A 23705-nucleotide genomic window follows, 5' to 3' on the forward strand; every position below is an offset into this window, starting at 1 on the left:
GGGAAAAATCATGTTTGCCAAAAAAAGCGCGAAGAAAATATTCTCGACTTATTCGGGGTATTTGTTTATAGCTCCCGTAATGCTCGGCATACTCATATTTACGCTTGTGCCTATGGTGCTGTCGCTTTACTACAGTTTTTTCGACTACAACGTAGTAAGCGCACCCACGAATTTCGGGTTTCACAATTATATAAAAATGTTTACCGTGCGCGGCGAAAACTTTTACAAGTCGCTTTCGGTCACGGGAATTTACACGGTTATATTCGTACCGCTCACCCTCGTGCTGTCGTTTTTTCTCGCGCTGTTACTCAACCGCAAAATGCGCGGCATAAAGGCGTTCAGATTGTTATGCTATTTGCCGTGCATAATTCCCGCGGTGGTGGGCGGCTTATTGTGGCGCGACCTCATGAACGAGCGCATAGGAATATTCAACCGCATACTCGATATGATGGGGTTTGAGCCGTACACCTTTTTCAATGCCGCCGAAACGAGCATGCCCACGTTTATATTTACTACGCTGTTCGGATTGGGCGGCAGTATGTTGCTGTGGCTTGCGGCGTTGTCTAACGTGCCCGCCGAGCTTTATGAGGCCGCGCGTATCGACGGAGCGAATAAATTCGTTCGCACTTTCCGCATTACCATACCCATGTGCAGCGCAACTATATTTTACATGTTGGTAACGGGAGTGATAGGCTCGTTGCAAACTTTCGGCGGAGTATACGTTGTTACGGGCGGCGGAGGCGGCAAAGACAACTCTTTGTTGTTCTACGTTATGAACGTGTATCAAACGGCGTTCGGCTCGGGCATGGAAATGGGGCTTGCGAGCGCACTTTCGTGGGTGCTCTTTCTCGTAATCGCTTTGCTTACTTTGGTACTGTTCAAAACGGGAGGGTGGGTGCACTATGAAGACGATTGAGCCTTTGCACAACATGCGCAACGTAATTGCGCCGCGGCATGCTTTGCGCTTTGCCGTTAAAAATACCGTTTTCAAAACTTTATGGTATTTGTTGCTCGCCGCGGTTTCGTTCTTTTTCCTGTTTCCGTTTATAGTAATGTTTACCCGCGCTTTTATGACCGACCTTGAAGTGCGAATGATTGAATTTTTTCCGTCAAACTGGTTTAATTTCGATAATTTCAAGAAAGCGTTCGATTTGAGCTTTGTTCGCTACCTCAAAAACACCGTTATAGTCGTTGCGGTAAACATTATAGCCGTGCCGTTATCGTGCTCTTTGTGCGCGTACGGATTTGCCAAAATGAAATTTCCCGGCAGAAAGTTTTGCTTTGCGTTCATGCTTTCCACTATGATGCTGCCCTTCGTGGTAACGCAGATACCCATGTTCGTTATCTACGTTAAACTCGGATGGGTAAACTCTTTGTTGCCGCTCACCGTGCCCGCCTTTTTCGGCGGCGGTGCGCTCAACATATTTCTTATGCGGCAATTCATGCGCGGCATACCCAAAGAAATGAGCGAGTCGGCGCGAATAGACGGCGCAAATCATTTGCTCATATACTTGCGTATCGTTTTGCCGCTGTGCAAGCCCATTATCGCGCTTATCATGGTGCAAACCTTTATGGGCGTGTGGAACGACTTTCTCGGTCCGCTCCTCTATATAAGAGAGGAAGCCTACATGACTTTGCCGCTGGGCGTATTCAACAAGTACAACGGCAACACGCAGTTTTTGGGCAACACTCAAATGGCGGCGGGACTTTTGATGATGATACCCTGCGCAATACTGTTTTTCGCGTTTCAAAAGCAGCTTATAGAAGGCATAATGATAGGCGGCGTGAAAGGCTGAAGATAAACGTAAGAATAATTTCCAAACGGCGTTAAAACGTTTGCATAACTTAAATATTTGTGATATAATTGTTCAGGTTTTGAATACACACTCGGACCGGATTTGTTTTTCTGTTGCTTAGAGTAAAATTTGCAATGCTCTATTCTCGAAACAAAGTTGATGGACGGGGAGGTACAAACAGGAGGTAATAAACATGGCAAACGTTGTTTCTATGAAACAGCTTCTGGAAGCGGGCGTGCATTTCGGTCACCCCACCCGGAAATGGAACCCCAAGATGAAGAAATTCATCTACACGGCGAGAAACGATATCTATATTATCAATCTCGAAAAAACCGTTGGGCTCATCGACGAGGCTTACGCGTTCGTTAAAGAAATCGCGGCAAGCGGAAAAAGCATTCTTTTCGTAGGCACGAAAAAGCAGGCTCAGGAAGCCATAGCTCAGGAAGCCACAAAGTGCGGAATGTTCTACATGAAATCCCGTTGGCTCGGCGGCACGCTTACCAACTTTACAACGATACGCTCGCGCATCGAAAGACTCAACAAACTCAATCAGATGGAGAAGATGAACGAATTCAACGTTCTTCCCAAGAAAGAGGTTATAAAACTTATCGCCGAGCGCGACAAATTGGAAGAAAATCTCGGCGGCATCAAAGATATGCGCACTCTTCCCGGAGCTTTGTTTGTGGTTGACCCGCAGAAAGAGCATCTTGCGGTAGCCGAAGCTCGCAGCCTTAACATACCTATCGTGGGCATTGTTGACACCAACTGCAACCCCGACGAGGTTGACTACGTAATTCCCGGCAACGACGACGCAATTCGCGCAATAAAGCTCATAGCCGGCGCAATGGCGGACGCGGTAATAGAGGCTCGCGAGGGCGAAGAAGGTCTTGCGGCACGCCGTCAGATAGAGGCTCAAATGGCTGAAGAGAAAGCCGCGGCGGAAGCTCGCGAACAAGCCGAGCAGGCGCAGGCGGAAACCGCCGACGCCGCCGAAACGGTATAAGGAGGTAATACGATAATGGCATTTACGGCTAAAGACGTTGCCGCGCTCAGAGAGCGCACCGGCGCAGGCATGATGGACTGCAAAAAGGCTCTCACGGCAACCGACGGAGATATGGAAAAGGCGGCTGAATTTTTGCGCGAACAGGGCGTGAACATTGCCGCGAAAAAGGCTTCGCGCATAGCGAGCGAAGGCGCGGTTGCCGCGTTTATAAGCAAAGACGGCAAAATCGGCGCGCTTGCGGAGGTTAACTGCGAGTCCGACTTTGTTGCAAAGTCCGACCCGTTCGTAGAGCTCGGCACTGCGGTTGCCCGTCAAGTGGCGGAAACCAATCCCGCGGATTTGGAGAGCTTGCTCGCTCAAAAATCGGTGGTTGACGCAAATTCCACCGTTACCGATTTGGTTAACAACGCAACCGCCAAAATAGGCGAAAAACTTTCGGTTCGCAGATTTGTGCGTTTCGAGGTTAAGAGCGGCAAAGAAGAGTTTTATCTTCACATGGGCGGCAAAATCGGCGTGCTTTTGGAGGTTGAGACCGAAAAGAACCTTAACGGAAACGAAGAATTCGCTGCTATGTGTCACGATATAGCAATGCACATTGCGGCTTCCGCACCCAAGTACGTTTATCCCGAAGACGTTCCCGCCGAGCAAACCGAGCACGAAAAAGAGATACTCAAGGCTCAGGCGTTGAACGAGGGCAAACCCGCCGCCGTTGCCGATAAGATTATAGCCGGCAGAATTAAGAAATTCTACAAGGAAATTTGCCTTGTGGAGCAGGAATTCGTAAAGAACCCCGATATCACGGTAGGTCAGCTCGTTGCCGATTTCGCCAAGAAAGTAGGTTGCGCCGTTAAAGTAGTGCGCTTCGCTTGCTTCGTGATGGGCGAGGGCTTGGAAAAGAAAGTAGACAATCTTGCCGAAGAAGTGGCAAAGATGCAGCAGAAATAATCGGAACTATAGAACGGGACGCCGAAATTTTGGCGTCCCGTTCTTTTATAAAATACGGAGAAGGGAGAATATTCGAATATGTACAAACGCATTTTATTGAAGATAAGCGGCGAGGCTCTCGCAGGTCCCAAAGGCGTGGGAATAGACCCGGATACGGTCAGCCGCGTCGTTGCGCAACTCGTGGAGCTTCAGCGCAAAGGCATGGAAATAGCCGTTGTGGTGGGCGGAGGCAACTTTTGGCGCGGCAGGCAGGGCATAAATATGGACAGAGTAACCGCCGACCATATGGGCATGCTCGCAACCATAATGAACGCGCTCGCGCTCCAGAACGCAATAGAAAAAGAGGGCGTGCAGTCGCGCGTGCAAACCGCTTTGAGTATTCCCGCGGTTGCCGAGCCTTATATATTGCGTAAAGCTCTCAAGCATTTCGAATGCGGTCGCATAGTGATATTCGCGTGCGGCACGGGCAATCCGTATTTCTCCACCGACTCCGGCGCGGCGTTGCGTGCGGCGGAAATCAAAGCCGACGTTTTGCTTATGGCTAAAAACGTAGACGGTCTTTACGACAGCGACCCCAAAACCAACCCCAAAGCCAAAAAGTTCGATAAGATATCTTACATGGACGTGATAAACAAAGACTTGCATCTCATGGATATCACGAGCATAACCATGTGCATGGAAAACAGCATACCCATTATCGCGTTCGGGCTCGACACCGAAAACGGACTCGTGCGCGCGGCAATGGGCGAAAAAGTGGGCACAATAATCGCGTAAAACAGTTGTGTTATCGCAGTTAATTTGGTATAATTGAAAAAAACGCATCGGAGGAGAACATGGCAATATCCAATCCGCAGGTAAAAGAAGAATTCGACAAATTCGAGGTCAAGCTCAATAAGGCTTTCGACCATCTCAAATCAGAATTTTTATCAATTCGCGCAGGCAGAGCAAATCCGCAGATACTCAATAAGATATCTGTGGACTATTATGGCACTCTCACGCCGCTTTCCCAAATGGCGACCATAACCGTGCCCGAAGCTCGCATGCTCGTTATTTCCCTTTACGACGTGAGCATGCTCAAAGAGGTGGTAAAGGCGATAAACGCTTCGGATATAGGCATAAATCCCACCGACGACGGCAAAACGATACGTTTGGTGTTTCCGCAACTCACCGAAGAACGCCGCAAAGACCTTACGAAACAAATCAAAAAGATTGCCGAAGAAACAAAGGTAGTGCTACGCAACGAACGCAGGGATATAATGGACAGTCTGAAAAAACTCAAGAAAGACAGCGTTATAACCGAAGACGATATTGCCGCCTACGAAAAAGACGTGCAAAAAACTCTCGATAAATTCATTGAGTCGGTTGACAAACTGCTCAAAGACAAGGAAACCGAAATACTTGAAATATAACAGCGTTCCCGACCGCATACCCAAACACATTGCGTTTATAATGGACGGTAACGGTCGTTGGGCGCAAAAGCGTTTGCTTCCGCGCAAATTCGGTCACCGCGAGGGAGTGAAAACCATTCGCAAAGTGGCGGATATTTGCTTTGGGCTGGGTATAGAGTGCGTTAGTTTGTACGCCTTTTCCACCGAGAACAAAGAACGCCCCGAAGAAGAGGTAAACGCGTTGTTTGCGCTAATGGAAGAGTATTTTCCCAAATTCATGGGAGAGATGCTTGAAAACGACGTGCGCATAACCGTAATGGGCGACGTATCGTATTTCCCGGAACGCTTGCGTGCGATTATAAGCGAAGCCGTGGAAAAAAGCAAAAACGGCAAGCGCGGCGTTTTGAATTTCGCTCTCAATTACGGTTCGCGAGCCGAAATAGTGCGTGCGGCGAATATTGCCGTAAAGAGCGGCAAGCAGGTAACCGAGCAATCATTTTCGCAACTGTTATACACCTCGGAATTGCCCGAGCCGGACTTGATAGTGAGAACGGGCGGGGAATACAGGCTCAGTAATTTTATGCTCTATCAATGCGCTTACAGCGAGCTTTGTTTTTCTCAAACTTTGTGGCCCGATTTCGGTAAAAAACAAATTATGGAAATATTAAACGACTATGCCGCTCGAGAGCGCAGATACGGAAAAATCAAACAATGAAAACCCGTTCCATAACAGCAATATTCATAGCCGCGGTATACGTAGGCACAATCTTACTGTCGATATACGTTAACGATATCTTTTACGATATTTTCGTGCTCATGATAGCCGTGGGCGCGGGATTGGAGTTATGCCGAGCTCTTTCCAAAAAATTCTCGCCGGCAATAGATTTATTCGTTGTGCTCTATGTATTTTTCGGATATATAGCGTTTTTCTTTATAGAAAAGTATGCGGCGAGCGGCTTGGGCATTGCGGGATATTTCGGCGTGCTCGTGGTGCTTATGCTCGTTTGTTTCTCTTATTGCGGACTGTCGAAAACAAAGACCGTGCGAAACGCCGTTTCCACTATGCTTGCGCTCGTTTATCCCGTAACAATCCTTGCATACATGCTCGGCATAAACTATTTTCCCAACAATTTGCGAGTGGCGGCGATACTCCTCGTATTCATAGTGTCTTGCCTTACCGATACTTTTGCTTACTTTGTGGGTTCTTTGCTTAAAGGTCCTAAACTGTGCCCTAAAATCAGTCCCAAAAAGACGGTATCGGGCGCGATAGGCGGCATTTTGGGCGGCGTAGGCGGCGCGATGATTGTGTTTGCCTTGGCTAAGTTCGATTTGTTGCGCGTTTCCATGCTTTCCGGCGGTACTGCGGAAAACGTGGTGCATTTTGCAATGCTCGGCGTACTCGGAGCACTCTTGACGCAAATAGGCGATTTGATTGCCTCTTTCTTAAAGCGCAAGTGCGGAATTAAAGATTACGGACACATTTTGCCGGGGCACGGCGGCGTGCTCGATAGAATTGACGGAATGATGTTCAACGCCGTCGTAATTTACATTTACATGAGTTTTCTCGTAATCTGAACGTTATGAAAAGAATATCCGTAATAGGCAGTACCGGTTCGATAGGAACGCAGGCGTTGCAGGTTATAGCAAAATATCCTGACAAATTCCGCGTAGTTGCGCTTACCGCAAACGAAAACGTCGATTTGCTTATTTCGCAAGCCCGTGCGTTCGGCGCGGAGTACGTAGGCATTTGCAACGAAAAGGCATACAAAAAGGTTAGCTCCGAACTCAATTGCACGGTGGAGAGCGGCGAGGACTGCCTTGCTCGCGCCGCGGCAATCGATTGCGATATAGTACTTGTTTCGGTTGTTGGGTGCGCGGGACTGAAAGCCGTTTTGTCGGCTATAGAAAACGGGCACACCGTGGCTCTCGCCAACAAAGAGTCGCTCGTTGCGGCGGGCGCGTTGGTTACTGCAAAAGCGCGTGAAAAGGGCGTAGCGATTTTGCCCGTAGACAGCGAACATTCCGCCATATGGCAATGCCTGAATTGCGGAGAAAAGAAAGACGTTAAGCGGCTGATACTCACCGCAAGCGGCGGACCTTTTTACAGCCGCGCAAAAGAGAGTCTTTTCGATATTACGCCCGAGCAGGCGGTGGCTCATCCCACTTGGAATATGGGCAGAAAGATATCGGTAGACAGCGCAACCATGATGAACAAAGGCTTGGAGATAATCGAAGCGCGTTGGCTGTTCGATACCCAAAATATCGACTACGTAATTCATCCTCAAAGCATAATTCATTCCATGGTTGAATACAATGACGGTGCGGTGATAGCACAATTGTCTTCGCCCGATATGAAATTGCCCATACAGCTCGCTTTCACTTATCCCGAGCGATATAACGCAGATATCAAACCGTTGCCGCTTACGGGAGAGCTTACGTTTTTGCCGCCCAAAGAAGACGTTTTTCCGTTGCCGCGTTTGGCTAAACACAGTATAGACTTGGGCGGTAACGCGTCGTGTATTCTAAACGCCGCAAACGAAGCCGCGGTGGAGCTTTTTTTGAAAGGGCGCATCACCTTTCCCGCTATAGCCGAAACGGTGGAGCGCACGCTTTCGAAGGCAAAGATATTTGACTGCGCCACTTACGAAGAAATCACGGCAACGCACAACGAAATCTACGCAAAACTTATGACAGACTATAATACGTTTACGGAGTGAATACGGTTGGTAGTTTTGTACATTCTGCTCGCTATAATTATATTGCTCGTAATGGTGGTAATTCACGAGTTCGGGCACTATATAGCGGGAAAAATACTTAAATTCAAAATAAACGAGTTTTCGGTTGGATTCGGACCTAAACTTTTCAGCAAGAAAAAGAAGAACGGAGAGGTGTTTTCGCTCCGACTCGTTCCGCTCGGAGGTTTTTGCGCGTTCGAGGGAGAGGACGAAGAGTGCGAAAATAAGGAAACGCGTTCGTTTAATAACGAAAAGCCTTGGAAACGCATCATAGTTCTTTTGTCGGGAGGGGTGTTCAATATTCTTTCCGCAGTGATATTTTCGTTTTTGTTTATTCTAATTGTGGGGTTTGCCGTTCCTCAAGTGTCGGAGGTGTACGCCATAGACGAAGCGGGCACCGTGCCTTACTGCGAACTCAAGCAAAGCGACGAAATAGTGGCGGTTAACGGCGAGCCTATAAACGTAATGCACAACTTTGAAGACTACACGCAAGGTTTGCAACTCGGTGACAGCGTTGTGCTTACGGTAATACGCGACGGCGAGCGTGAAGAAATAACTCTTACGGTCAGGCAGATAACCGCGCCCGACGGTACGAAATACAACGGGTTCGGATTTTCGTCCGCAAGAATTTACGAGAGCGGCAACGTAGCCGACGCGTTTATATACTGCGTTCCGTTTACGGCAAAAATGGCGTGGACCATACTCGGCAGTTTGTTTGACTTGATAACGGGCAAGATAGCCATTACCTCGGTTACCGGACCTATCGGAACGGTGAGCACGATGGCGAGCGTTTCGGCGGCGAATTGGCGAAACATATTTATTCTTTTGCCGCTTATAGCCGCCAACCTCGGCATATTCAATTTGTTGCCCATTCCCGCTTTGGACGGGTCGAAAGTGGTGTTTACGGTAATAGAGTGGATACGCGGAAAACCGATAAACCGCAAAGTGGAAGCATATATTCATTCGGTGGGTTTATTGTTACTGTTCGCTTTTGTGATAATAGTTGATATTATCGGATTGGTATTGCGATAAACGGAGGTGTGCCGAACTGTGAAACTCAAAAGAAAAGTTAAAGTTGGCAATATCGAAATAGGCGGGGGTGCGCCCGTATCCGTGCAATCCATGACCAACACCCTAACCGCCGATATCGAAGCCACGGTAAACCAAATAAAAAAATTGCAAAAGGCGGGTTGCGATATAGTGCGCCTTGCCGTATGCGACGAAAACGACGTAAATTCTTGCCGAAAAATTCTTTCCGCGGTATCCGTGCCACTCGTTGCCGATATACAGTTCGATTGGAAACTTGCGGCGGCTTGCAGTGAAATAGGGTTTGCGAAAGTTCGTTTCAATCCCGGCAATATCGGCAGTAACGAAAACGTGCGCAAGCTCACCGAGGTTTGCAAGGCGAACGGTACGCCCATTCGCATAGGCGTTAACATGGGGTCGCTTTCAAAGAGCGTTCTCGATAAATACGGAAGGAGCGCACAAGCTCTTTGCGAGAGTGCGCTCGAGCACGCGGCTTTGCTCGAAAAGTTCGGTTTTTACGACACCGTGCTTTCGGTTAAGGCGTCGAACGTAACGGAGTGCATAAGCGCGTACAAATTGCTTGACGAAAAGTGCGATTATCCGTTGCACGTGGGTATAACGGAGAGCGGCGGAGGATTGCAAGGCGTTGTAAAGTCGTCGGTGGGAATAGGTTCGCTGCTCGCTATTGGAATAGGCGATACCGTGCGCGTTTCTCTTACGGGCGACCCCGTAAACGAAGTTATCGTAGCTAAAAAAATCTTACAGTCGCTTGGCTTGCGCAAGGGTTGCGAAATAATATCGTGCCCCACCTGTTCGCGTTGCAAAATAGATTTGAGCGCAATACACGACAAAGTGGACAAAATGCTTGAAGGCGTTGATATTCCTCTCAAAGTTGCGGTAATGGGTTGCGTGGTAAACGGACCGGGAGAAGCCGCCGAAGCCGATTTCGGAGTTGCGGGCGGGGGCGACGGAAAGTCCGTTTTGTTCCGAAAAGGAAAGACGCTCAAAACCGTGGCAAACGACGAAATAATTCCAGAACTCAAAAAACTTATAGAAGAAAGCAAGGAAAACAATGGAAAAAGTATTGAGCAAGTTCAATGAAATTACGGAAAATAAGTTTGATTTTATCAAACTTTCTTCCGTGAACGTGAACGTGCGAAAATGCACATGCGAATTTAATTTTATTTATCCCGCCGATAAAGAAACGCTTGTGCGCGACAGGCGCGACTACATAGAAAGCGTTTTCGGTAAGCTGATTAAAAGCGTAGCGGACGTAAAATTCAATTTCAAAAAAAGCCATTTCGATTTCGACTTTTTCAAAGCCGATTTTTTTGCTTTTCTTTCGGCGTTTCCCACTTTGGCGAGCACTTTATCGGATAAAGACGTAAAGTGCGATTTGGACGAAAACGGAGTGTACGTTATCACCCTTATGCTTCAGGAAAGCGTTTACAACTATTGCGTTGCGCAAAATATTTCTTCGGCGGTAGACGACTTTTTGGAAGCGTCCTTTTGCGAAAGAATTCAAGTGCGGTTTGTTTCCATAGGCAAAACCGACCTGCCCGAAATAGTTCAAACGAAGTCCGTTTCGGAATTCGTGCTCGAACGCCCCGACGAGGGCAGATATATCCGACCGCAAAACGTAGAAGAATTTATCGGGCGCATAATTTACGAGCCCGCGCCGTACATTCAAGACGTGACCGCACCCAAAGAAAGCGCGGTGCTGTGCGGCACTATAAACAACATATACGTGCAGAACCGTAAGCCCAAAGAGGGCGAAGAACATTCCGACAGGAAATTTTTCAAGTTTATTCTCGAAGATTTCACCGATAAGATATCGTGCGTATATTTTCCCACAAAGAAAACGGTGGAGCAGTTCTCTTTGCTCATGCCCGGCAAGCAGATTGTTGCACGCGGCAAAGTGGAAGAAGATACCTATCGCGGAGACGGTGCGAAGAGTTTTTTGGTGAAAGATATATGCCTTTGCACGTTGCCAGAGAACTTCACGCCTAACCGTATACGCAGGCGAGTGCCCGACGAATACACAACGGTGTTTCCTCAAAAATACGTGGAGGAGAAACAGTACTCGCTGTTCGACGCCGTGGCGGAAAAGAAAAGCGTTCCGCCGTACATGCTCGGAAAGACTTTTTGCGTGTTCGATATCGAGACCACGGGCTTCAATACCGACCTAAACAAGATTATAGAGATTGGAGCGGTAAAAGTGGTTGACGGAAAAGTCACCGAAACTTTTTCAACCTTTATCGACCCTTGCGAACCGCTTCCCGAACGCATAATTAAACTCACGCACATAGAGGACAAAGACGTAATCGGTCAGCCGCATATAGAGGACGTGTTGCCCGACTTTTACAAATTCACGAACGGCGCGATACTGGTTGGTCAAAACGTACAGTTCGACCACGGGTTTGTAAGCGCATACGGCTCGAAATTGGGAATATATTTCGACAATACGCTCATGGATACGCTGTCGCTGGCTAAGACCTATTATCCGGGGCTTAAGAACTATAAACTCGGCACGCTCACCAAATTTTTCAACGTGGAAAACAAGGGAGCGCACCGAGCGATATACGACGCGTGGGCAACTCTGGAAGTTTTCACCAAATTGGCTGAAAAACTGTCTTAAAAACGCTTGCATAATTTTCGCCGATATGTTAAAATATATATGCTAAGATATGGTTGCATTGAGAGTGGGCAGGTTCGTCCGCTCTCAACTTTATGTAAAGGACTTTTTCGATTGGACGGTATTGCCGAAAAAACAAAGCAGGCTCTCGAGCCGATAATAACCGAACTCGGATACGAGGTTGTGGACGTAGAATACGTAAAAAAGTCGGACGGAATGAACTTGACCGTATATATCGATATTCCGCGCGGAGTTACTATAGACGATTGCGAAACGGTGCACAACGCCGTAAATCCCGTTATAGACGAATTGAACCCTACGGGCGATAAGCCGTATATATTCAATATATCGTCGCCGGGGCTTGACCGACCGTTCAAAACGCAAAGAGATTTCGAGCGGAACTACGGCAAAGAGGTGGAAATCAAACTGTATGCACCTTTGCGCGGTAAGAAAGTTTACGAAGGCGTGCTCGCGGAAAGAACGGAAAACGTAGTAAAAATATCCACTCAATCGGGTGACGAAACAATAGAAAACACTCGTATAGCGTTCGTCAGACTGTTGGTAAAATTTGAATAATTCAGAGGAGACACTCAAATGGTAAGTAAGGATTTTTTCTTGGCACTCGACGAATTGGAACGAGAAAAACGCATCAAGAAATCGGTATTTATAGAAGCGCTCGAAACCGCGCTCGTTATCGCGTATAAAAAGCATACGGGAACGAGCAAGGCTATAGACGTTAAACTCGTGCCCGAGCGCAATACCATAAAAATCGTTGCGTATCAAACCGTTGTGGAGCAGGTGGAAGACAAAGACACGCAGATAAGTTTGGAAGACGCGCGTCTTATAAACCGCAAATACAAACTCGGCGACGTTGTGAGCGAAGAAATATCCGCTCGCGAATTCGGTCGCATAGCCGCGCAAACCGCAAAGCAGGTGATAATGCAAAAGTTGCGCGAAGTGGAAGGCGAACTTGCCTACAACGAGTTAAGTCAGAAAGAAGACGAGCTTGTAACTTGCGTTGTTCGCCGTTTGGAGGGTAAAAACGTATATGTTGAAATAAACAAGCTCGAAGCGGTGCTTATGCCGCAAGACCAAGCCCCCAACGATAAGTTTGCCGTTGGCGACAAAATAAAAGTTTTCGTAAAGAAGATAAAAACGGGTCCCAAAGGTCCTCAGATTATTGTGTCGCGTACGGTAGCGGGCTTTGTGAAACGCTTGTTTGAAATAGAGGTGCCCGAAATAGCGGCGGGACTCGTGCAGATAAAGGCAATCGTGCGCGAAGCGGGATACCGCACCAAAATGGCAGTGTACAGCGAAGACAACGACATAGACGCGGTAGGCGCATGCGTAGGCAACCGCGGTATGCGCGTTAACGCCATAGTTTCGGAACTCGGCGGCGAGAAAATCGATATAATACATTGGTGCCCCGATATTTTGGAATTTATCGCTCGCGCACTCAGTCCCGCAAAAGTGGTAATGGTTCAGGTGAACGACGAGGAAAAAATCGCCAAAGCCGTTGTTATGGACGAAATGTTGAGTCTTGCCATAGGCAAAGACGGACAAAACGCACGCCTTGCGGCTCGTCTCACGGGTTGGAAGATAGACGTTAAACCGTACTCGTCGCTCATGAAAGAAGAAAACGAGGCGCAGGCGGAGCAGGAAACCGAAACGGAAAGCGTTGCCGCGCCCGCGCCCGAACTCGACACCGACACCGACTTGTTCGACGAGGACCTTGGCGAGCTTGAGTAACGAAAAGACAAAATCCAAACCGCAAAGAATGTGCGTGGCTTGCAGAGAAATGTTCGATAAAAAAGATTTATTGCGCATTGTGAGAACTCCCGACGGCATTGTGAGCGTAGACGAAAGCGGAAAGAAAAGCGGGCGCGGCGCCTACGTGTGCTCAAACGACAAATGCATTAATAAGTGCGCAAAAGGCATACTTGGCAAACATCTCGCTTGCGAAATACCGCCCGAAATATACGAGGAGATACGAACGAAACGCAGTGCGCAGAGATAAAGCGGAAACGTTGATTGGGTTTGCGGTCAAAGCCGCAAAGACGGTTTTCGGAGCGGATACTTTGGAGAGAGCCAAAACCCGATACTACGTAATAATAGTTTGCAAAACGGCGTCAGGCAACACGTTAAAGAAAATAACGGAGATTGCGGCGCAAAAGAAAACGCCCGTTATTGTAGCCGAAAACGAATTGCAGTACACGGTGGGCAGAAAAAATTGTAAAGTAATCGCAATAACCGACAGGCAGATGTCGGAAGCGATAATGGATAATCTCGGAGAGAATTATCATTTGATAAATTCGGAGGTAATGTAATTGACAGCTGAAGTCAAAAATGCGGAAACCGAAAAAAAGGAAGAGAAATTCGGAAATATCAAACGTTTGAACGCTTTGAAAACTCAAGGCGAAATTTCCGCGCTCTTAAGCGGCTTAAAAGATACCCGTCGCAAAGCGGAAGCGTTGCTCAACGGGTTCAGAGAGCGCGAAAGGGCAATCGAACGTAAAAAGAAGGAGGAGCTTGCGCGTAAAGCCGAAGCCGCCGCGCGCGAAAAGCAGCCTTTGCCGTTGCCTCCCAAAGAAGCCGAGCCTTCGGTTAAACAAGAGCCGGCGCAGGAAATTCAAAAGGAAGAGCCCAAACAGCAGCCTTCCGCCGCTCCGACGAAGCCGACCGAGCCCACAATACGCACCCGTCAGTTCGATACTACGCCGAGTTATATACGCGGCGTTATGAAACCGGTTCCGCCGCGCCCGCCGCAAAGCATAATTCGCCCCGGCGCGAATACCCGTCCGGGAATGGGCGGACCCCGTCCTTCGGGCGGTCCTCGTCCCGCAACGGGAGCAAAACGCCCGCTGTTGCCGCGTGCGGATATGGCTCCGCCTCCGCAGGCGAACAGTTCGCGCAAGTCTTTCGACAACAAAAAGAAAGACTACGGCAAGCCCGGCGACGATAAAAAGGGCATGAACAAGCGCACGCTCATACGCAAAGGCTTTATACAGGAAGATTTCGACGAAGAGCGCATGGGCACTCGCAAGCTCAAAAACCGCAAGCAAAAAGAGCAGCAGGTTTTTGTGCCTGCCAAAATCGAAAAGGCGATAATAACTACCGAAAATCTTACCGTTAAAATACTGAGCGAAAAAATCGGTAAAACGGCGCAGGATATAATCAAGCAGTTGATGATACTCGGCATTATGACCAACATCAACAGCGTTGTGGATTTCCCCACAATGGAGCTTGTGGCTAACGAGCTCGGAGTGGAACTCGAACTCAAGCTCGAGCAAACCAAAGAGGAACAGCTCGAGGCCGCGCACGAAGAAACGGACGACGAAAAAGACCTCGTAAAGCGTCCGCCCATAATAACGGTTATGGGTCACGTAGACCACGGCAAAACCTCTTTGTTGGATGCAATAAGAAAAACCGCGGTTGCTTCGGGAGAAGCGGGCGGAATTACTCAGCATATCGGCGCGTACTCGGTGGTGTGCAAAAACGAGAAGATAACTTTTCTCGATACTCCGGGGCACGAAGCGTTTACCGAAATGCGTGCTCGCGGCGCGAAAGTTACCGATATGGCTATATTGGTTGTAGCCGCCGACGACGGCATAATGCCGCAAACGATTGAGGCAATCAATCACGCCAAAGCGGCGAACGTACCCGTTATAGTCGCGATAAACAAAATCGACAAACCGGGCGCGAACATAGACAAAATCAAGCAGTCGCTTACCGAATACGGACTTGTTGCCGACGAATGGGGCGGCGACACAATGATGGTGCCCATTTCCGCCAAAACGGGTGAGGGCATAGACAAACTGCTCGAAACAATAATATTCCTTGCCGAATACAATAACTATCGCGCAAATCCCAACCGCAGTGCCAAAGCGGCTATAATAGAAGCCAAACTCGATAAGGGCAAAGGTCCTATCGCAAACGTTATCGTGCAAAACGGTACGTTGCACGTCGGCGACTATATAGTTTCGGGTTGCGTGAGCGGCAAAGTCCGCGCTATGGCGGACGACAAAGGGCGTTCGGTAAAAGAAGCAAAGCCGGGCACTCCCGTTTCTATTCTCGGTTTTTCCGAAGTACCTAATGCGGGCGAGAATATGTTCGTTGTTTCCGACGAAAAAATGGCTCGTCAGGTTGTTGCGGAGCGCGTTGCGAAAATCAAGAACGAGCAGGCAAATCAGGGCACGAAAGTTACCTGGGACGATATGCTCAATAAAATCAGCGAGAGCGAAAAGAAAGAACTCAACATCATTATCAAAGCCGACGTGCAAGGTTCGGTTGAAGCTCTTCGCGGCTCTTTGTTGAAACTCGCCAACGACGAGGTAAAAGTTACCGTAATTCACGGCGGCGTAGGCGCGATTAACCATTCCGACGTGATGCTTGCCGATGTGTCGAAAGCCATAATAATAGGCTTCAACGTTCGACCCGATACCGAGTCTAAAAACATGGCGGAAGCAAACGGCGTGGATATAAGGCTGTATCACATTATATACGAGTGCCTCGACGATATCGAACGCGCGGTTCTCGGGCTCGGCGCACCCAAATACAACGAGGTTATTCTCGGCAGAGCGCAAGTTCGCAACGTATTTAAGATTACGGGCGTTGGCGCAATTGCGGGCTCTTACGTGCTTTCGGGCAAGATAGTGCGCGGCAGTAAAGTGCGCGTGTATCGCGACGGCAACGTGGTGTGCGAGGGCACTGTAACAACTCTGAAACGCTTCAAAGAGGACGTGAAAGAGGTGGGCATAGAGCACGAGTGCGGCATAAATATCGACTCCTACACCGATATAAGAGAAAACGACGAGATAGAAGCATACAATCTCGAACCTATCAAATAATATAAGTATGAGTTACAGAACGGAAAGATTAAACAGCGAAATGCGCAGAGCTATCTCGCAAATAATATCGAGATTGAAAGACCCGCGCATTTCGGCTATGATAGGCGTTACGTCGGTAAATGTTGCCAAAGATTTGAAAACCGCAAAAGTCCGTGTGGAAATATACGGCGACCGACAAAGCGAACAGGTAAAGGAAACTTTCGAAGCGCTTTGCCGTTCGGCGGGGCATATACGCAAAGAACTTTCGCAGGAATTCAAAGATATCCGAACAATTCCGGAGCTTACGTTTATTAAAGACAATTCTTTGCAGTACAGTGCGCAGATAGACAAAATTTTAGAGGAAATCAAAAAGCATGACGATAACCGAGCGCATTGACGCGTCAAAATCCATTTTGATAATCGGACACCAAAGGCCCGACGGCGATTGTATCGGCGCCGGGCTTGCTCTTAAGCACGTGTGCGAAAATCACGGAAAGCCGTGCGATTTTATTTTCGACTCGCCCGTGCCGCAACATTTTTCGTTTATGCCCGATTTCGGTTCGCTCAATGAGCAAAAGCTCAGAGAATACGATACCGTAATATGCGTGGATTGCGCGGACGATTTTCGTACCGGCAAATATATAGGGTATGTGAACAAAGCGGCGAATTCGCTTAATATTGACCATCACAAGACCAACAACCGCTTTTGCAAAGACAACGAGGTGGTGCCCGATGCGAGCAGTACGTGCGAGGTTTTGTTCGACTTATTACACCCGCTTGGTGAAATAGACGACACCATAGCTTACTGTTTGTTTGTGGGGCTTTCCACCGACACGGGGCACTTTATGCACAGCAACACAAACGCTCGCGTTTTTCAAATTGCGGCGGAGCTTTCCAAACACGATATAAACCCCAACGATATTGCGGGAAATATTTATAAAAAGGCTACGGCGGGAAAGGTAAAACTTATCTCTAAAGCGATATCGTCTATGCGCTTTTTTGCCGACGGCAAGATTTGCGTTATAAGCGTTAAGCCCTCCGACCTTAGCGACTGCGACTGCGTGCTTGCGGATACCGAGGGGCTGATAGATTACGGCATGATGATAGGCGACGTTTGCGTTGCCGTTTGCATAACCGAGCAAGCGGCTTCTAAGTTCAAAGTAAGCTACCGCTCAAAGGGTATGGACGTTTCCGCCGCAGCCGCGGTATTCGGCGGCGGCGGACACAAACTCGCCGCGGGATGTTCGATAAACGGGCGTTACGAGGACGTTGTGGCAAAAGTTGTAAAATCCGTTACCGACGGTATGCCGCTTTGAAAGGAATATTAAACATATATAAGCCGCGCGGCATTACGAGTAGCGACGTAGTCGTAAAATGCCGCAAAATACTCGGCACGAAAGCCATAGGGCATATGGGTACGCTCGACCCTGCCGGAGAAGGCGTTTTGTTGCTCGGAGTGGGCAAAGCTACGCGGCTGTTCGATATGTTTTTACATAAAGACAAGGTATACGAAGCCGAATTTCAATTCGGTTATGAAACGGATACGCTCGACGGCGACGGACAAACCGTTGCAAAAACCGAAAATATACCTACTATGTCTGACATAGAAACAGTATTGAGCGATTTTATCGGCAAGCAAATGCAAGTGCCGCCGCAATACAGCGCAAAGAGCGTGGGCGGAGTGCGCTGTTATAAACTTGCGCGAGCGGGCAAGCAAGTAGAATTGCCGCCTTGCGAGGTGGAAATATATTCGCTCGAATTGATAAGAGAAACGCGTAAAAATACTTATTTATTCAAAATTCACTGTTCGGCAGGTACGTACGTTCGCAGTATATGCAGAGACGTTGCAAGCAAACTCGATTCTTCGGCAACCATGGTATCTATAAAGCGATTGCGTTGCGGCGACTTTTGCGTTGAGGAGAGCGTAGCACTCGAGCGGCTCGAAAGCATAAAGGAAGCCGCCGTTATACCTGTGGAGAAAGCGTTGAACGCTTTACCTGTTGTAACTTTGAAAGACGAGCAGTATACGCCGCTTTGCAACGGTATTAAAATTCCTTGCGAGGGCCGGGCGGGGGATTTTGCTCTTTGGTGTAAAGGCGAATTATTCGGTATTGCCCATACCGTAAGCGGTATCATAAAAATCAAAACATATTTGCGGGACTGAATTTGAAAATCTTTTCTCTACATTGCGAAAATAAAGTTTCGATTGCTTTGGCTCTCGGCTTTTTCGATTGCGTGCATTCGGGGCATAGGGCGCTGCTCGAACAAACAAAATCGAGAGCCGCGGGACTCGGTTGCATGCCGTGCGCCATCACTTTTCGAAACAACCCGTACTCGCTTTTGGGAAAGAGCGACAAATTGATTTTTACTTTCGAGGAGCGGGCAAGCATTTTCGAAAACGCGGGAATGGAGGGCGTTGTTGCGGTTGATTTCAACCGTGAATTCATGCAAACCGACAAACTTGAGTTTTTGGAAATGCTGAGAAATTCGTTTTCGCTTAAAGCGGTGGTTTGCGGGCACGACTATAAATTTGGGGCGGGAGCAAGCGGAAATGCCGAATATCTGCAAAAATATTGCAATAATTTCGGTATTATGTGTGACATAATACAACCTATTGAGCGAGATTTGCAAAGAATTTCGAGCACGTCCGTTCGTTCGTTGATTTCGAGTGGCGAAATCGAAGCCGCAACAAAACTGCTCGGTCACGAATATTTTGCGGAAGGCGTGGTTTGTCACGGGCGCGGAGTGGGCAGACTGTTTGATTTTCCAACGGCAAATCTCGGCTATTCTTCCGATAAACTTTTGCCCAAATGCGGAGTATATGCCACGCGCACGGTAGTGGACGGAAAAAGTTACAAGTCCGTAACCAACGTGGGCGGCAAACCGACTTTTTCGGAAACCGATTTTTCCGTAGAAACCATGCTTATTGATTTCAGCGGCGATTTATACGGCAAAACCGTGCGAATTGATTTTGTGCGGTATCTGCGCGATATCCGAAAATTCTCTTCGCCTTACGAACTCAAAACTCGCATTTACAAAGATGCGGAATGGAGATGAAGATGTTACGAATAGGACCTTCGGGCAATTGCGCCCTATTTTACGAAACGGGACACAAACATACTTACGAGGAAGCCGAATGGCTTCGTTCGCTCGGGCTTACGGCGTTCGAGTATTCGTTCGGCAGGGGCGTGGCAATAGGCGACGCCGCCGCCGAAAAAATACGCAGTGAATTTTCGAGATGCGATATCGAAATAAGCGCACATGCTCCGTATTACACGAATTTCGCAAACGCGTCCGAAAGTATGATAGAAAAATCCATAGGTTACATAGCCGCATCAATCGTCGCCATAAAGAAAATGGGCGGAAATCGCGTTGTGTTTCACCCCGCGAGTTGCGGAGAAATGCAAAGAGCCGACGCGGTTTCGCTTGCCAAGCGCAACATAGGGCTACTTATGGAGAAACTGCGCGAGCAATTCGGTAACGATTTGAACGACTGCATAATTTGCCCCGAAACGATGGGCAAACTTCGGCAGATAGGACGAGTGGAAGAAATTCTCGATTTTTGCACTCTCGACGAAAGGTTGTATCCCTGCTTCGATTTCGGGCATATCAATTCTTATCTCGGCGGAGGACTCAAAACCTACGACGATTACAGGCGCATCATAGAGCTTACCGCAGACAAGCTCGGCGACGAAAAGACCGCCAACATGCACGTGCATTTTTCAAAGATAAAGTACGGAGAAAGCGGGGAGATTAAGCATCTTACTTTTGAGGATAACGTATACGGACCCGACTATGAACCGCTCGCAAAAGTGATAGACGAGTACAAACTTACCCCGTATATAGTGTGCGAGTCGGACGGTACGCAAGTTTCCGACGCACTAATTATGAAAAACTTTCATAAAAACGATTGAATTTCGTAGCGCATATGTGTTATAATGATTTAAGCGGAGGTTTTATGTTCGATAAAAACATAGACGCATACTTGATACTGTCGGAAGCCAACAGGCGATATTTTACCGGCATAGATACGTCTTTCGGATTGGTGCTTCTTACCGAACGCGAAAAAATATTTTTCACGGATTTCAGATACGAAAGCTACGCCCGAAAAGAACTATCGGATTTTACCGTGATTACGGTTAAGTTTTCCGAGTTATACGAATTTGCCGCTCGCGAGTTGAAAAAACTCGGAGTAACGACGGTAGGCTACGAAGAAAACTATATCACCGTAGGCGAGTTTTCCGCATTGCAGTCGGCGTTGAACGGTTTTTCGCTCGTGCCCGCAAGCGGCGCACTTGCCTTGAAAAGAGCGGTAAAAACGGAAGAAGAAATTTCCAAAATAGAAAATTCGCAACGCATTGCCGAGAAAGCTCTCGCAAAAGTAATTCCGCTCATAAAGCCGGGCGTTACCGAGCGCGAGATATCCGCCGAACTTACCTTCGTTATGCTCCAGTCGGGCGCGGACGGTTTGGCTTTCGACAACATAGTGTCTTTCGGAGAGAACTCCGCAAACCCGCACCATCACCCGTCGGATAAAAAGCTGGATAAAAACGAACTTATACTCATAGATTTCGGAGCGCGTAAAGACGGATACTGTTCGGATATGACTCGCACGTTTACGCTCGGCAACCCGCACGACGAACTCAAAGCCATTCACGGCATAGTATCGGAAGCGCAGGCGTATGCCTTAAAGCACATAAAAGCCGGCATTACCGGAAAAGAAGCCGACTCGCTTGCCCGCGAATACATACGGGCCAACGGCTACGTAAAAGAATTCGGTCATTCTCTCGGCCACGGCGTGGGAATAGAAATACACGAAGAACCGCGACTCGGAGAAAAGAGCGATACCGTGCTCGTTCCGGGTATGGTAGTCACCGTAGAGCCGGGCATATATATTGACGGGCTCGGCGGCGTAAGAATAGAAGATTTGGTCGTTGTCCGCGAAGACGGCGTACTTAATTTAACAAATTTTAACAAGAATTTATATTTGTAGGAGGAACACAATGGTTTCAGCAGGCGATTTCAGAAAAGGCGTAACGGTGGAAATAGAAGGGAAAGTATACGTTATAGTAGATTTCCAACACGTTAAGCCGGGCAAGGGAGCGGCGTTCGTACGCGCAAAAATCAAAAACGTAATGACGGGACAAGTTCTCGAGCAGACGTTCAACCCGTCGGATAAATACGAGAACGCGCATATCGAGCGCAAAGAAATGCAATATTCGTACAACGACGACGGATTGTATTACTTTATGGATATGGAAACTTTCGATATGTTGCCGCTCAACTACGATATAGTATCCGAAGCGCTCAAATACATCAAAGAGGAAATGACGGTTACGGTGCAGTCTTATAAAGGCGTTCCGTTCTCGGTAGAGCCGCCCAACTTTGTGGAACTCGTAATAGCCGAAACCGAGCCCGGCATACAGGGCGACACCTCCAAAGCCGGCAACAAACCCGCCAAACTCGAAACGGGTTGCCCCATACAAGTGCCGCTTTTCATAAATCAAGGCGAAAAGATACGCGTAGATACCCGCACGGGCACATACATGGAGCGCGTAAAATAAATTTTTCCGTTTAACGCAGTGATTAAAGCAAGGGCAAGTATTATCGTCCTTGCTTTTTCGTTACGGTTATGATATAATAATTGTACGGTAAAAAGTAATTTTGTCCGTTTTTTACGAGTAGACCGTAAGAGATTGCCGCGGGCGCAAGCGCCCTCGCAATAACGTGCAAAACCAAACCGGTCATTGCGAGCGAGTTTACGAGCGTGGCAATCTCCCGCATGGAACACGTAAGGCGGCTGTATATGACTACAGTTAAATTTCATTTTATCTTTCTAATCTTTATTAAAGTATAGCGCACTATATTTCGCAAGCGAAGATATTGCGCTTTTTTTTATTTTCGGTCATACGCTAAGTTGTGCGTTCATACATTATAGCAATGATTTGCGAGGTGCTAAACAATATATTGCCGCAGACTATAGCGAGCGCGATAAAATTCTTAAACGCGGACAAGCTGTACGAACTCCGAATACGCGGCGGCAAACCCGTTTCGGTGGGATACGGACGGGGATATTATTACCTTGCCCGTCACGGCACTACCGACTCGCCCGACAACGCGTTGATTGCGAGAGAAGAAGACGTAAGGGAAATAGTTATGCGTGCGTGCGACAAATCATTGTATGCGGTAAACGACAGGATATGCGCGGGCTTTATCACGGTTAAAGGCGGCATAAGGATAGGCATAAGCGGCGAAACGGTGTTCGAAGGCAACCGCATAAAAACGGTTAAGAATTTTACCGCGGTGAACGTGCGAATACCGCACGAAGTAATAGGTTGCGCCGAAAGCATAATAAACAGCCTGCGCTCGCCGCACGGATATTTCAGCGCATTGATAGTTTCGCCGCCCGGCGCGGGTAAAACCACGCTTTTGCGCGATTTGGCTCGCCTGTCGTCTTCGGACAAGCAGGTTAAAAACGTGCTCATTGCCGACGAGCGCGACGAAATCGCCGCGTCGTATTGCGGCAAAAACACTCTCAACGTGGGCATAAACTCCGACGTTGTTTCGGCGTGCACGAAGGAATATGCCTTTATAAACGCGGTGAGGGCAATGCGCCCCGATATTATAGTTACCGACGAGTTGTGCGGTGAAAGCGACGTTGCCGCCGTTGTAAACGCCATTGCAAGCGGTGTGTGCGTTTTCGCGTCGGTTCACGCCGACAGTCATATGCGGCTTGCGGATATGCCCGTATGGGAGAGCGCTCTCAAAAACAAGAGTTTCAAGCGTTTTATAGACGTTTCCGCCCGCAACGGACCCGGCACTGTGGACGGGATATACGACGAAAACTTTGTTGCGGTTCGGTGAAATCATGATAACCAAACTTTGCATAGTGTGCCTTTGCATGACCGCATCCGCCATGATTGGATTGGCGCACATGAAAAACAAAAAACGCCGAGTTTCGTATTTTAGTTCGCTCGTAAAGCTGTGCGACAAGCTGATTTCCGAAATAGCGTTCAGAAAAGAAAATCTCAACTCCATACTCAAAGAGTTTGCGAGTTCGGATAATACGGAGTTATCGGCGCATATCGCGGCGTTTTGCGACTCGCCTTACTCGGAGCTTAAAATACGCGCCCCCTTTCTCAAAGCAGACGAGCGCAAAGCTGTGGAAGACTTTTTTTGCTCGCTCGGTTCTACCGACAGCGAAACGCAAATATTCCAACTCGAAAATCACAAAAGACGGTTTAACGAGACATATTCTGACGAAAGCGAGAAATTCAAAAAATCGGGCAGTATGGGGCTTAAATTGAGCGTACTGCTGGGAATTGCGGCAGGTATACTTATTCTTTAGAGC

Annotated in this window: 27 protein-coding genes; 26 read left to right on the forward strand and 1 reads right to left on the reverse strand. The window is 48.1% G+C overall.

The annotated features are described in order from the left end of the window. The first annotated feature begins 10 nt into the window (after nt 1–10). The 24 genes from NFR55_RS05355 to efp all read left to right on the forward strand — a co-directional run bounded on the left by NFR55_RS05355 (nt 11) and on the right by efp (nt 21918). A complete protein-coding gene (locus NFR55_RS05355) occupies nt 11–916 on the forward strand; it encodes a carbohydrate ABC transporter permease (RefSeq protein WP_251547081.1) in 906 nt (301 codons plus the stop codon). After that, complete coding sequence (locus NFR55_RS05360) at nt 903–1796, forward strand: carbohydrate ABC transporter permease (protein WP_251547083.1); 894 nt, start codon at nt 903–905, stop codon at nt 1794–1796. The genes NFR55_RS05355 and NFR55_RS05360 overlap by 14 nt, the downstream gene beginning before the upstream one ends. A gap of 193 nt (nt 1797–1989) precedes the next feature. Next, entirely contained in the window at nt 1990–2799 is an 810-nt protein-coding gene (gene rpsB / locus NFR55_RS05365; RefSeq protein WP_251547085.1) for a 30S ribosomal protein S2, read from the forward strand. Nucleotides 2800–2814: 15 nt separating this feature from the next. Next, nucleotides 2815–3744, forward strand: coding sequence for a translation elongation factor Ts (gene tsf, locus NFR55_RS05370; RefSeq protein WP_251547087.1), 930 nt, complete (start codon nt 2815–2817; stop codon nt 3742–3744). A 78-nt stretch (nt 3745–3822) separates the two neighbouring features. Further along, complete coding sequence (gene pyrH / locus NFR55_RS05375) at nt 3823–4518, forward strand: UMP kinase (RefSeq protein WP_251547089.1); 696 nt, start codon at nt 3823–3825, stop codon at nt 4516–4518. 59 nt (nt 4519–4577) lie between these two features. Continuing rightward, nucleotides 4578–5153, forward strand: a complete 576-nt coding sequence (gene frr / locus NFR55_RS05380) for a ribosome recycling factor (protein ID WP_251547091.1) — start codon at nt 4578–4580, stop codon at nt 5151–5153. Then, complete coding sequence (uppS, locus tag NFR55_RS05385) at nt 5143–5847, forward strand: polyprenyl diphosphate synthase (protein WP_251547092.1); 705 nt, start codon at nt 5143–5145, stop codon at nt 5845–5847. The genes frr and uppS overlap by 11 nt, the downstream gene beginning before the upstream one ends. Next, complete coding sequence (locus NFR55_RS05390) at nt 5844–6707, forward strand: phosphatidate cytidylyltransferase (protein WP_251547094.1); 864 nt, start codon at nt 5844–5846, stop codon at nt 6705–6707. Before uppS ends, NFR55_RS05390 begins: the two co-directional genes overlap by 4 nt. Before the next feature lie 5 nt (nt 6708–6712). Beyond that, nucleotides 6713–7849, forward strand: coding sequence for a 1-deoxy-D-xylulose-5-phosphate reductoisomerase (gene dxr, locus NFR55_RS05395; RefSeq protein WP_251547096.1), 1137 nt, complete (start codon nt 6713–6715; stop codon nt 7847–7849). A 6-nt stretch (nt 7850–7855) separates the two neighbouring features. After that, on the forward strand, nt 7856–8899 hold the full coding sequence (locus NFR55_RS05400) for a M50 family metallopeptidase (protein ID WP_251547098.1): 1044 nt from the start codon (nt 7856–7858) through the stop codon (nt 8897–8899). A gap of 18 nt (nt 8900–8917) precedes the next feature. Further along, complete coding sequence (gene ispG / locus NFR55_RS05405; protein WP_251547100.1) at nt 8918–9994, forward strand: flavodoxin-dependent (E)-4-hydroxy-3-methylbut-2-enyl-diphosphate synthase; 1077 nt, start codon at nt 8918–8920, stop codon at nt 9992–9994. Further along, nucleotides 9966–11531 (forward strand): exonuclease domain-containing protein, encoded by a 1566-nt coding sequence (locus tag NFR55_RS05410; protein WP_251547102.1) that lies wholly within the window; start codon nt 9966–9968, stop codon nt 11529–11531. Before ispG ends, NFR55_RS05410 begins: the two co-directional genes overlap by 29 nt. A 111-nt stretch (nt 11532–11642) precedes the next feature. Then, nucleotides 11643–12104, forward strand: coding sequence for a ribosome maturation factor RimP (locus NFR55_RS05415; RefSeq protein WP_251547103.1), 462 nt, complete (start codon nt 11643–11645; stop codon nt 12102–12104). 18 nt (nt 12105–12122) lie between these two features. Continuing rightward, a complete protein-coding gene (gene nusA / locus NFR55_RS05420) occupies nt 12123–13277 on the forward strand; it encodes a transcription termination factor NusA (RefSeq protein WP_251547104.1) in 1155 nt (384 codons plus the stop codon). Then, entirely contained in the window at nt 13270–13545 is a 276-nt protein-coding gene (rnpM, locus tag NFR55_RS05425; protein WP_338052317.1) for an RNase P modulator RnpM, read from the forward strand. The genes nusA and rnpM overlap by 8 nt, the downstream gene beginning before the upstream one ends. Continuing rightward, nucleotides 13532–13855: a L7Ae/L30e/S12e/Gadd45 family ribosomal protein gene (locus tag NFR55_RS05430; RefSeq protein ID WP_251547105.1), complete on the forward strand. Its 324-nt coding sequence runs from the start codon at nt 13532–13534 to the stop codon at nt 13853–13855. The genes rnpM and NFR55_RS05430 overlap by 14 nt, the downstream gene beginning before the upstream one ends. Then, nucleotides 13856–16375 (forward strand): translation initiation factor IF-2, encoded by a 2520-nt coding sequence (infB, locus tag NFR55_RS05435; protein WP_251547106.1) that lies wholly within the window; start codon nt 13856–13858, stop codon nt 16373–16375. It abuts the gene before it with no gap. A gap of 7 nt (nt 16376–16382) precedes the next feature. Then, on the forward strand, nt 16383–16751 hold the full coding sequence (rbfA, locus tag NFR55_RS05440; RefSeq protein ID WP_251547107.1) for a 30S ribosome-binding factor RbfA: 369 nt from the start codon (nt 16383–16385) through the stop codon (nt 16749–16751). Beyond that, entirely contained in the window at nt 16729–17670 is a 942-nt protein-coding gene (locus NFR55_RS05445; protein ID WP_251547108.1) for a DHH family phosphoesterase, read from the forward strand. Before rbfA ends, NFR55_RS05445 begins: the two co-directional genes overlap by 23 nt. After that, nucleotides 17667–18518 (forward strand): tRNA pseudouridine(55) synthase TruB, encoded by an 852-nt coding sequence (truB, locus tag NFR55_RS05450; RefSeq protein WP_251547109.1) that lies wholly within the window; start codon nt 17667–17669, stop codon nt 18516–18518. The genes NFR55_RS05445 and truB overlap by 4 nt, the downstream gene beginning before the upstream one ends. A gap of 2 nt (nt 18519–18520) precedes the next feature. Next, the gene (locus NFR55_RS05455; RefSeq protein WP_251547110.1) at nt 18521–19411 is read left to right on the forward strand and encodes a bifunctional riboflavin kinase/FAD synthetase; all 891 of its coding nucleotides are present in this window, start codon (nt 18521–18523) and stop codon (nt 19409–19411) included. Next, a complete protein-coding gene (locus NFR55_RS05460; RefSeq protein ID WP_251547111.1) occupies nt 19408–20268 on the forward strand; it encodes a TIM barrel protein in 861 nt (286 codons plus the stop codon). The genes NFR55_RS05455 and NFR55_RS05460 overlap by 4 nt, the downstream gene beginning before the upstream one ends. Before the next feature lie 44 nt (nt 20269–20312). Continuing rightward, the gene (locus NFR55_RS05465; RefSeq protein ID WP_251547112.1) at nt 20313–21347 is read left to right on the forward strand and encodes a M24 family metallopeptidase; all 1035 of its coding nucleotides are present in this window, start codon (nt 20313–20315) and stop codon (nt 21345–21347) included. Nucleotides 21348–21357: 10 nt separating this feature from the next. Next, the gene (efp, locus tag NFR55_RS05470) at nt 21358–21918 is read left to right on the forward strand and encodes an elongation factor P (protein WP_251547113.1); all 561 of its coding nucleotides are present in this window, start codon (nt 21358–21360) and stop codon (nt 21916–21918) included. Between the two features lie 40 nt (nt 21919–21958). On the opposite strand, the gene NFR55_RS05475 is transcribed toward efp, so the two are convergent. Beyond that, a complete protein-coding gene (locus NFR55_RS05475) occupies nt 21959–22138 on the reverse strand; it encodes a hypothetical protein (protein WP_251547114.1) in 180 nt (59 codons plus the stop codon). 156 nt (nt 22139–22294) lie between these two features. On the opposite strand from NFR55_RS05475, the gene NFR55_RS05480 reads away from it, so the two are divergent. After that, nucleotides 22295–23218, forward strand: a complete 924-nt coding sequence (locus NFR55_RS05480; RefSeq protein WP_251547115.1) for an ATPase, T2SS/T4P/T4SS family — start codon at nt 22295–22297, stop codon at nt 23216–23218. A 4-nt stretch (nt 23219–23222) separates the two neighbouring features. Continuing rightward, on the forward strand, nt 23223–23702 hold the full coding sequence (locus NFR55_RS05485; protein ID WP_251547116.1) for a stage III sporulation protein AB: 480 nt from the start codon (nt 23223–23225) through the stop codon (nt 23700–23702). Nucleotides 23703–23705: the final 3 nt, after the last annotated feature.

Origin of the sequence: Pumilibacter intestinalis, assembly GCF_943193005.1 — a bacterium.
Classification (GTDB): Bacteria; Bacillota; Clostridia; order Christensenellales; family Pumilibacteraceae; genus Pumilibacter; species Pumilibacter intestinalis.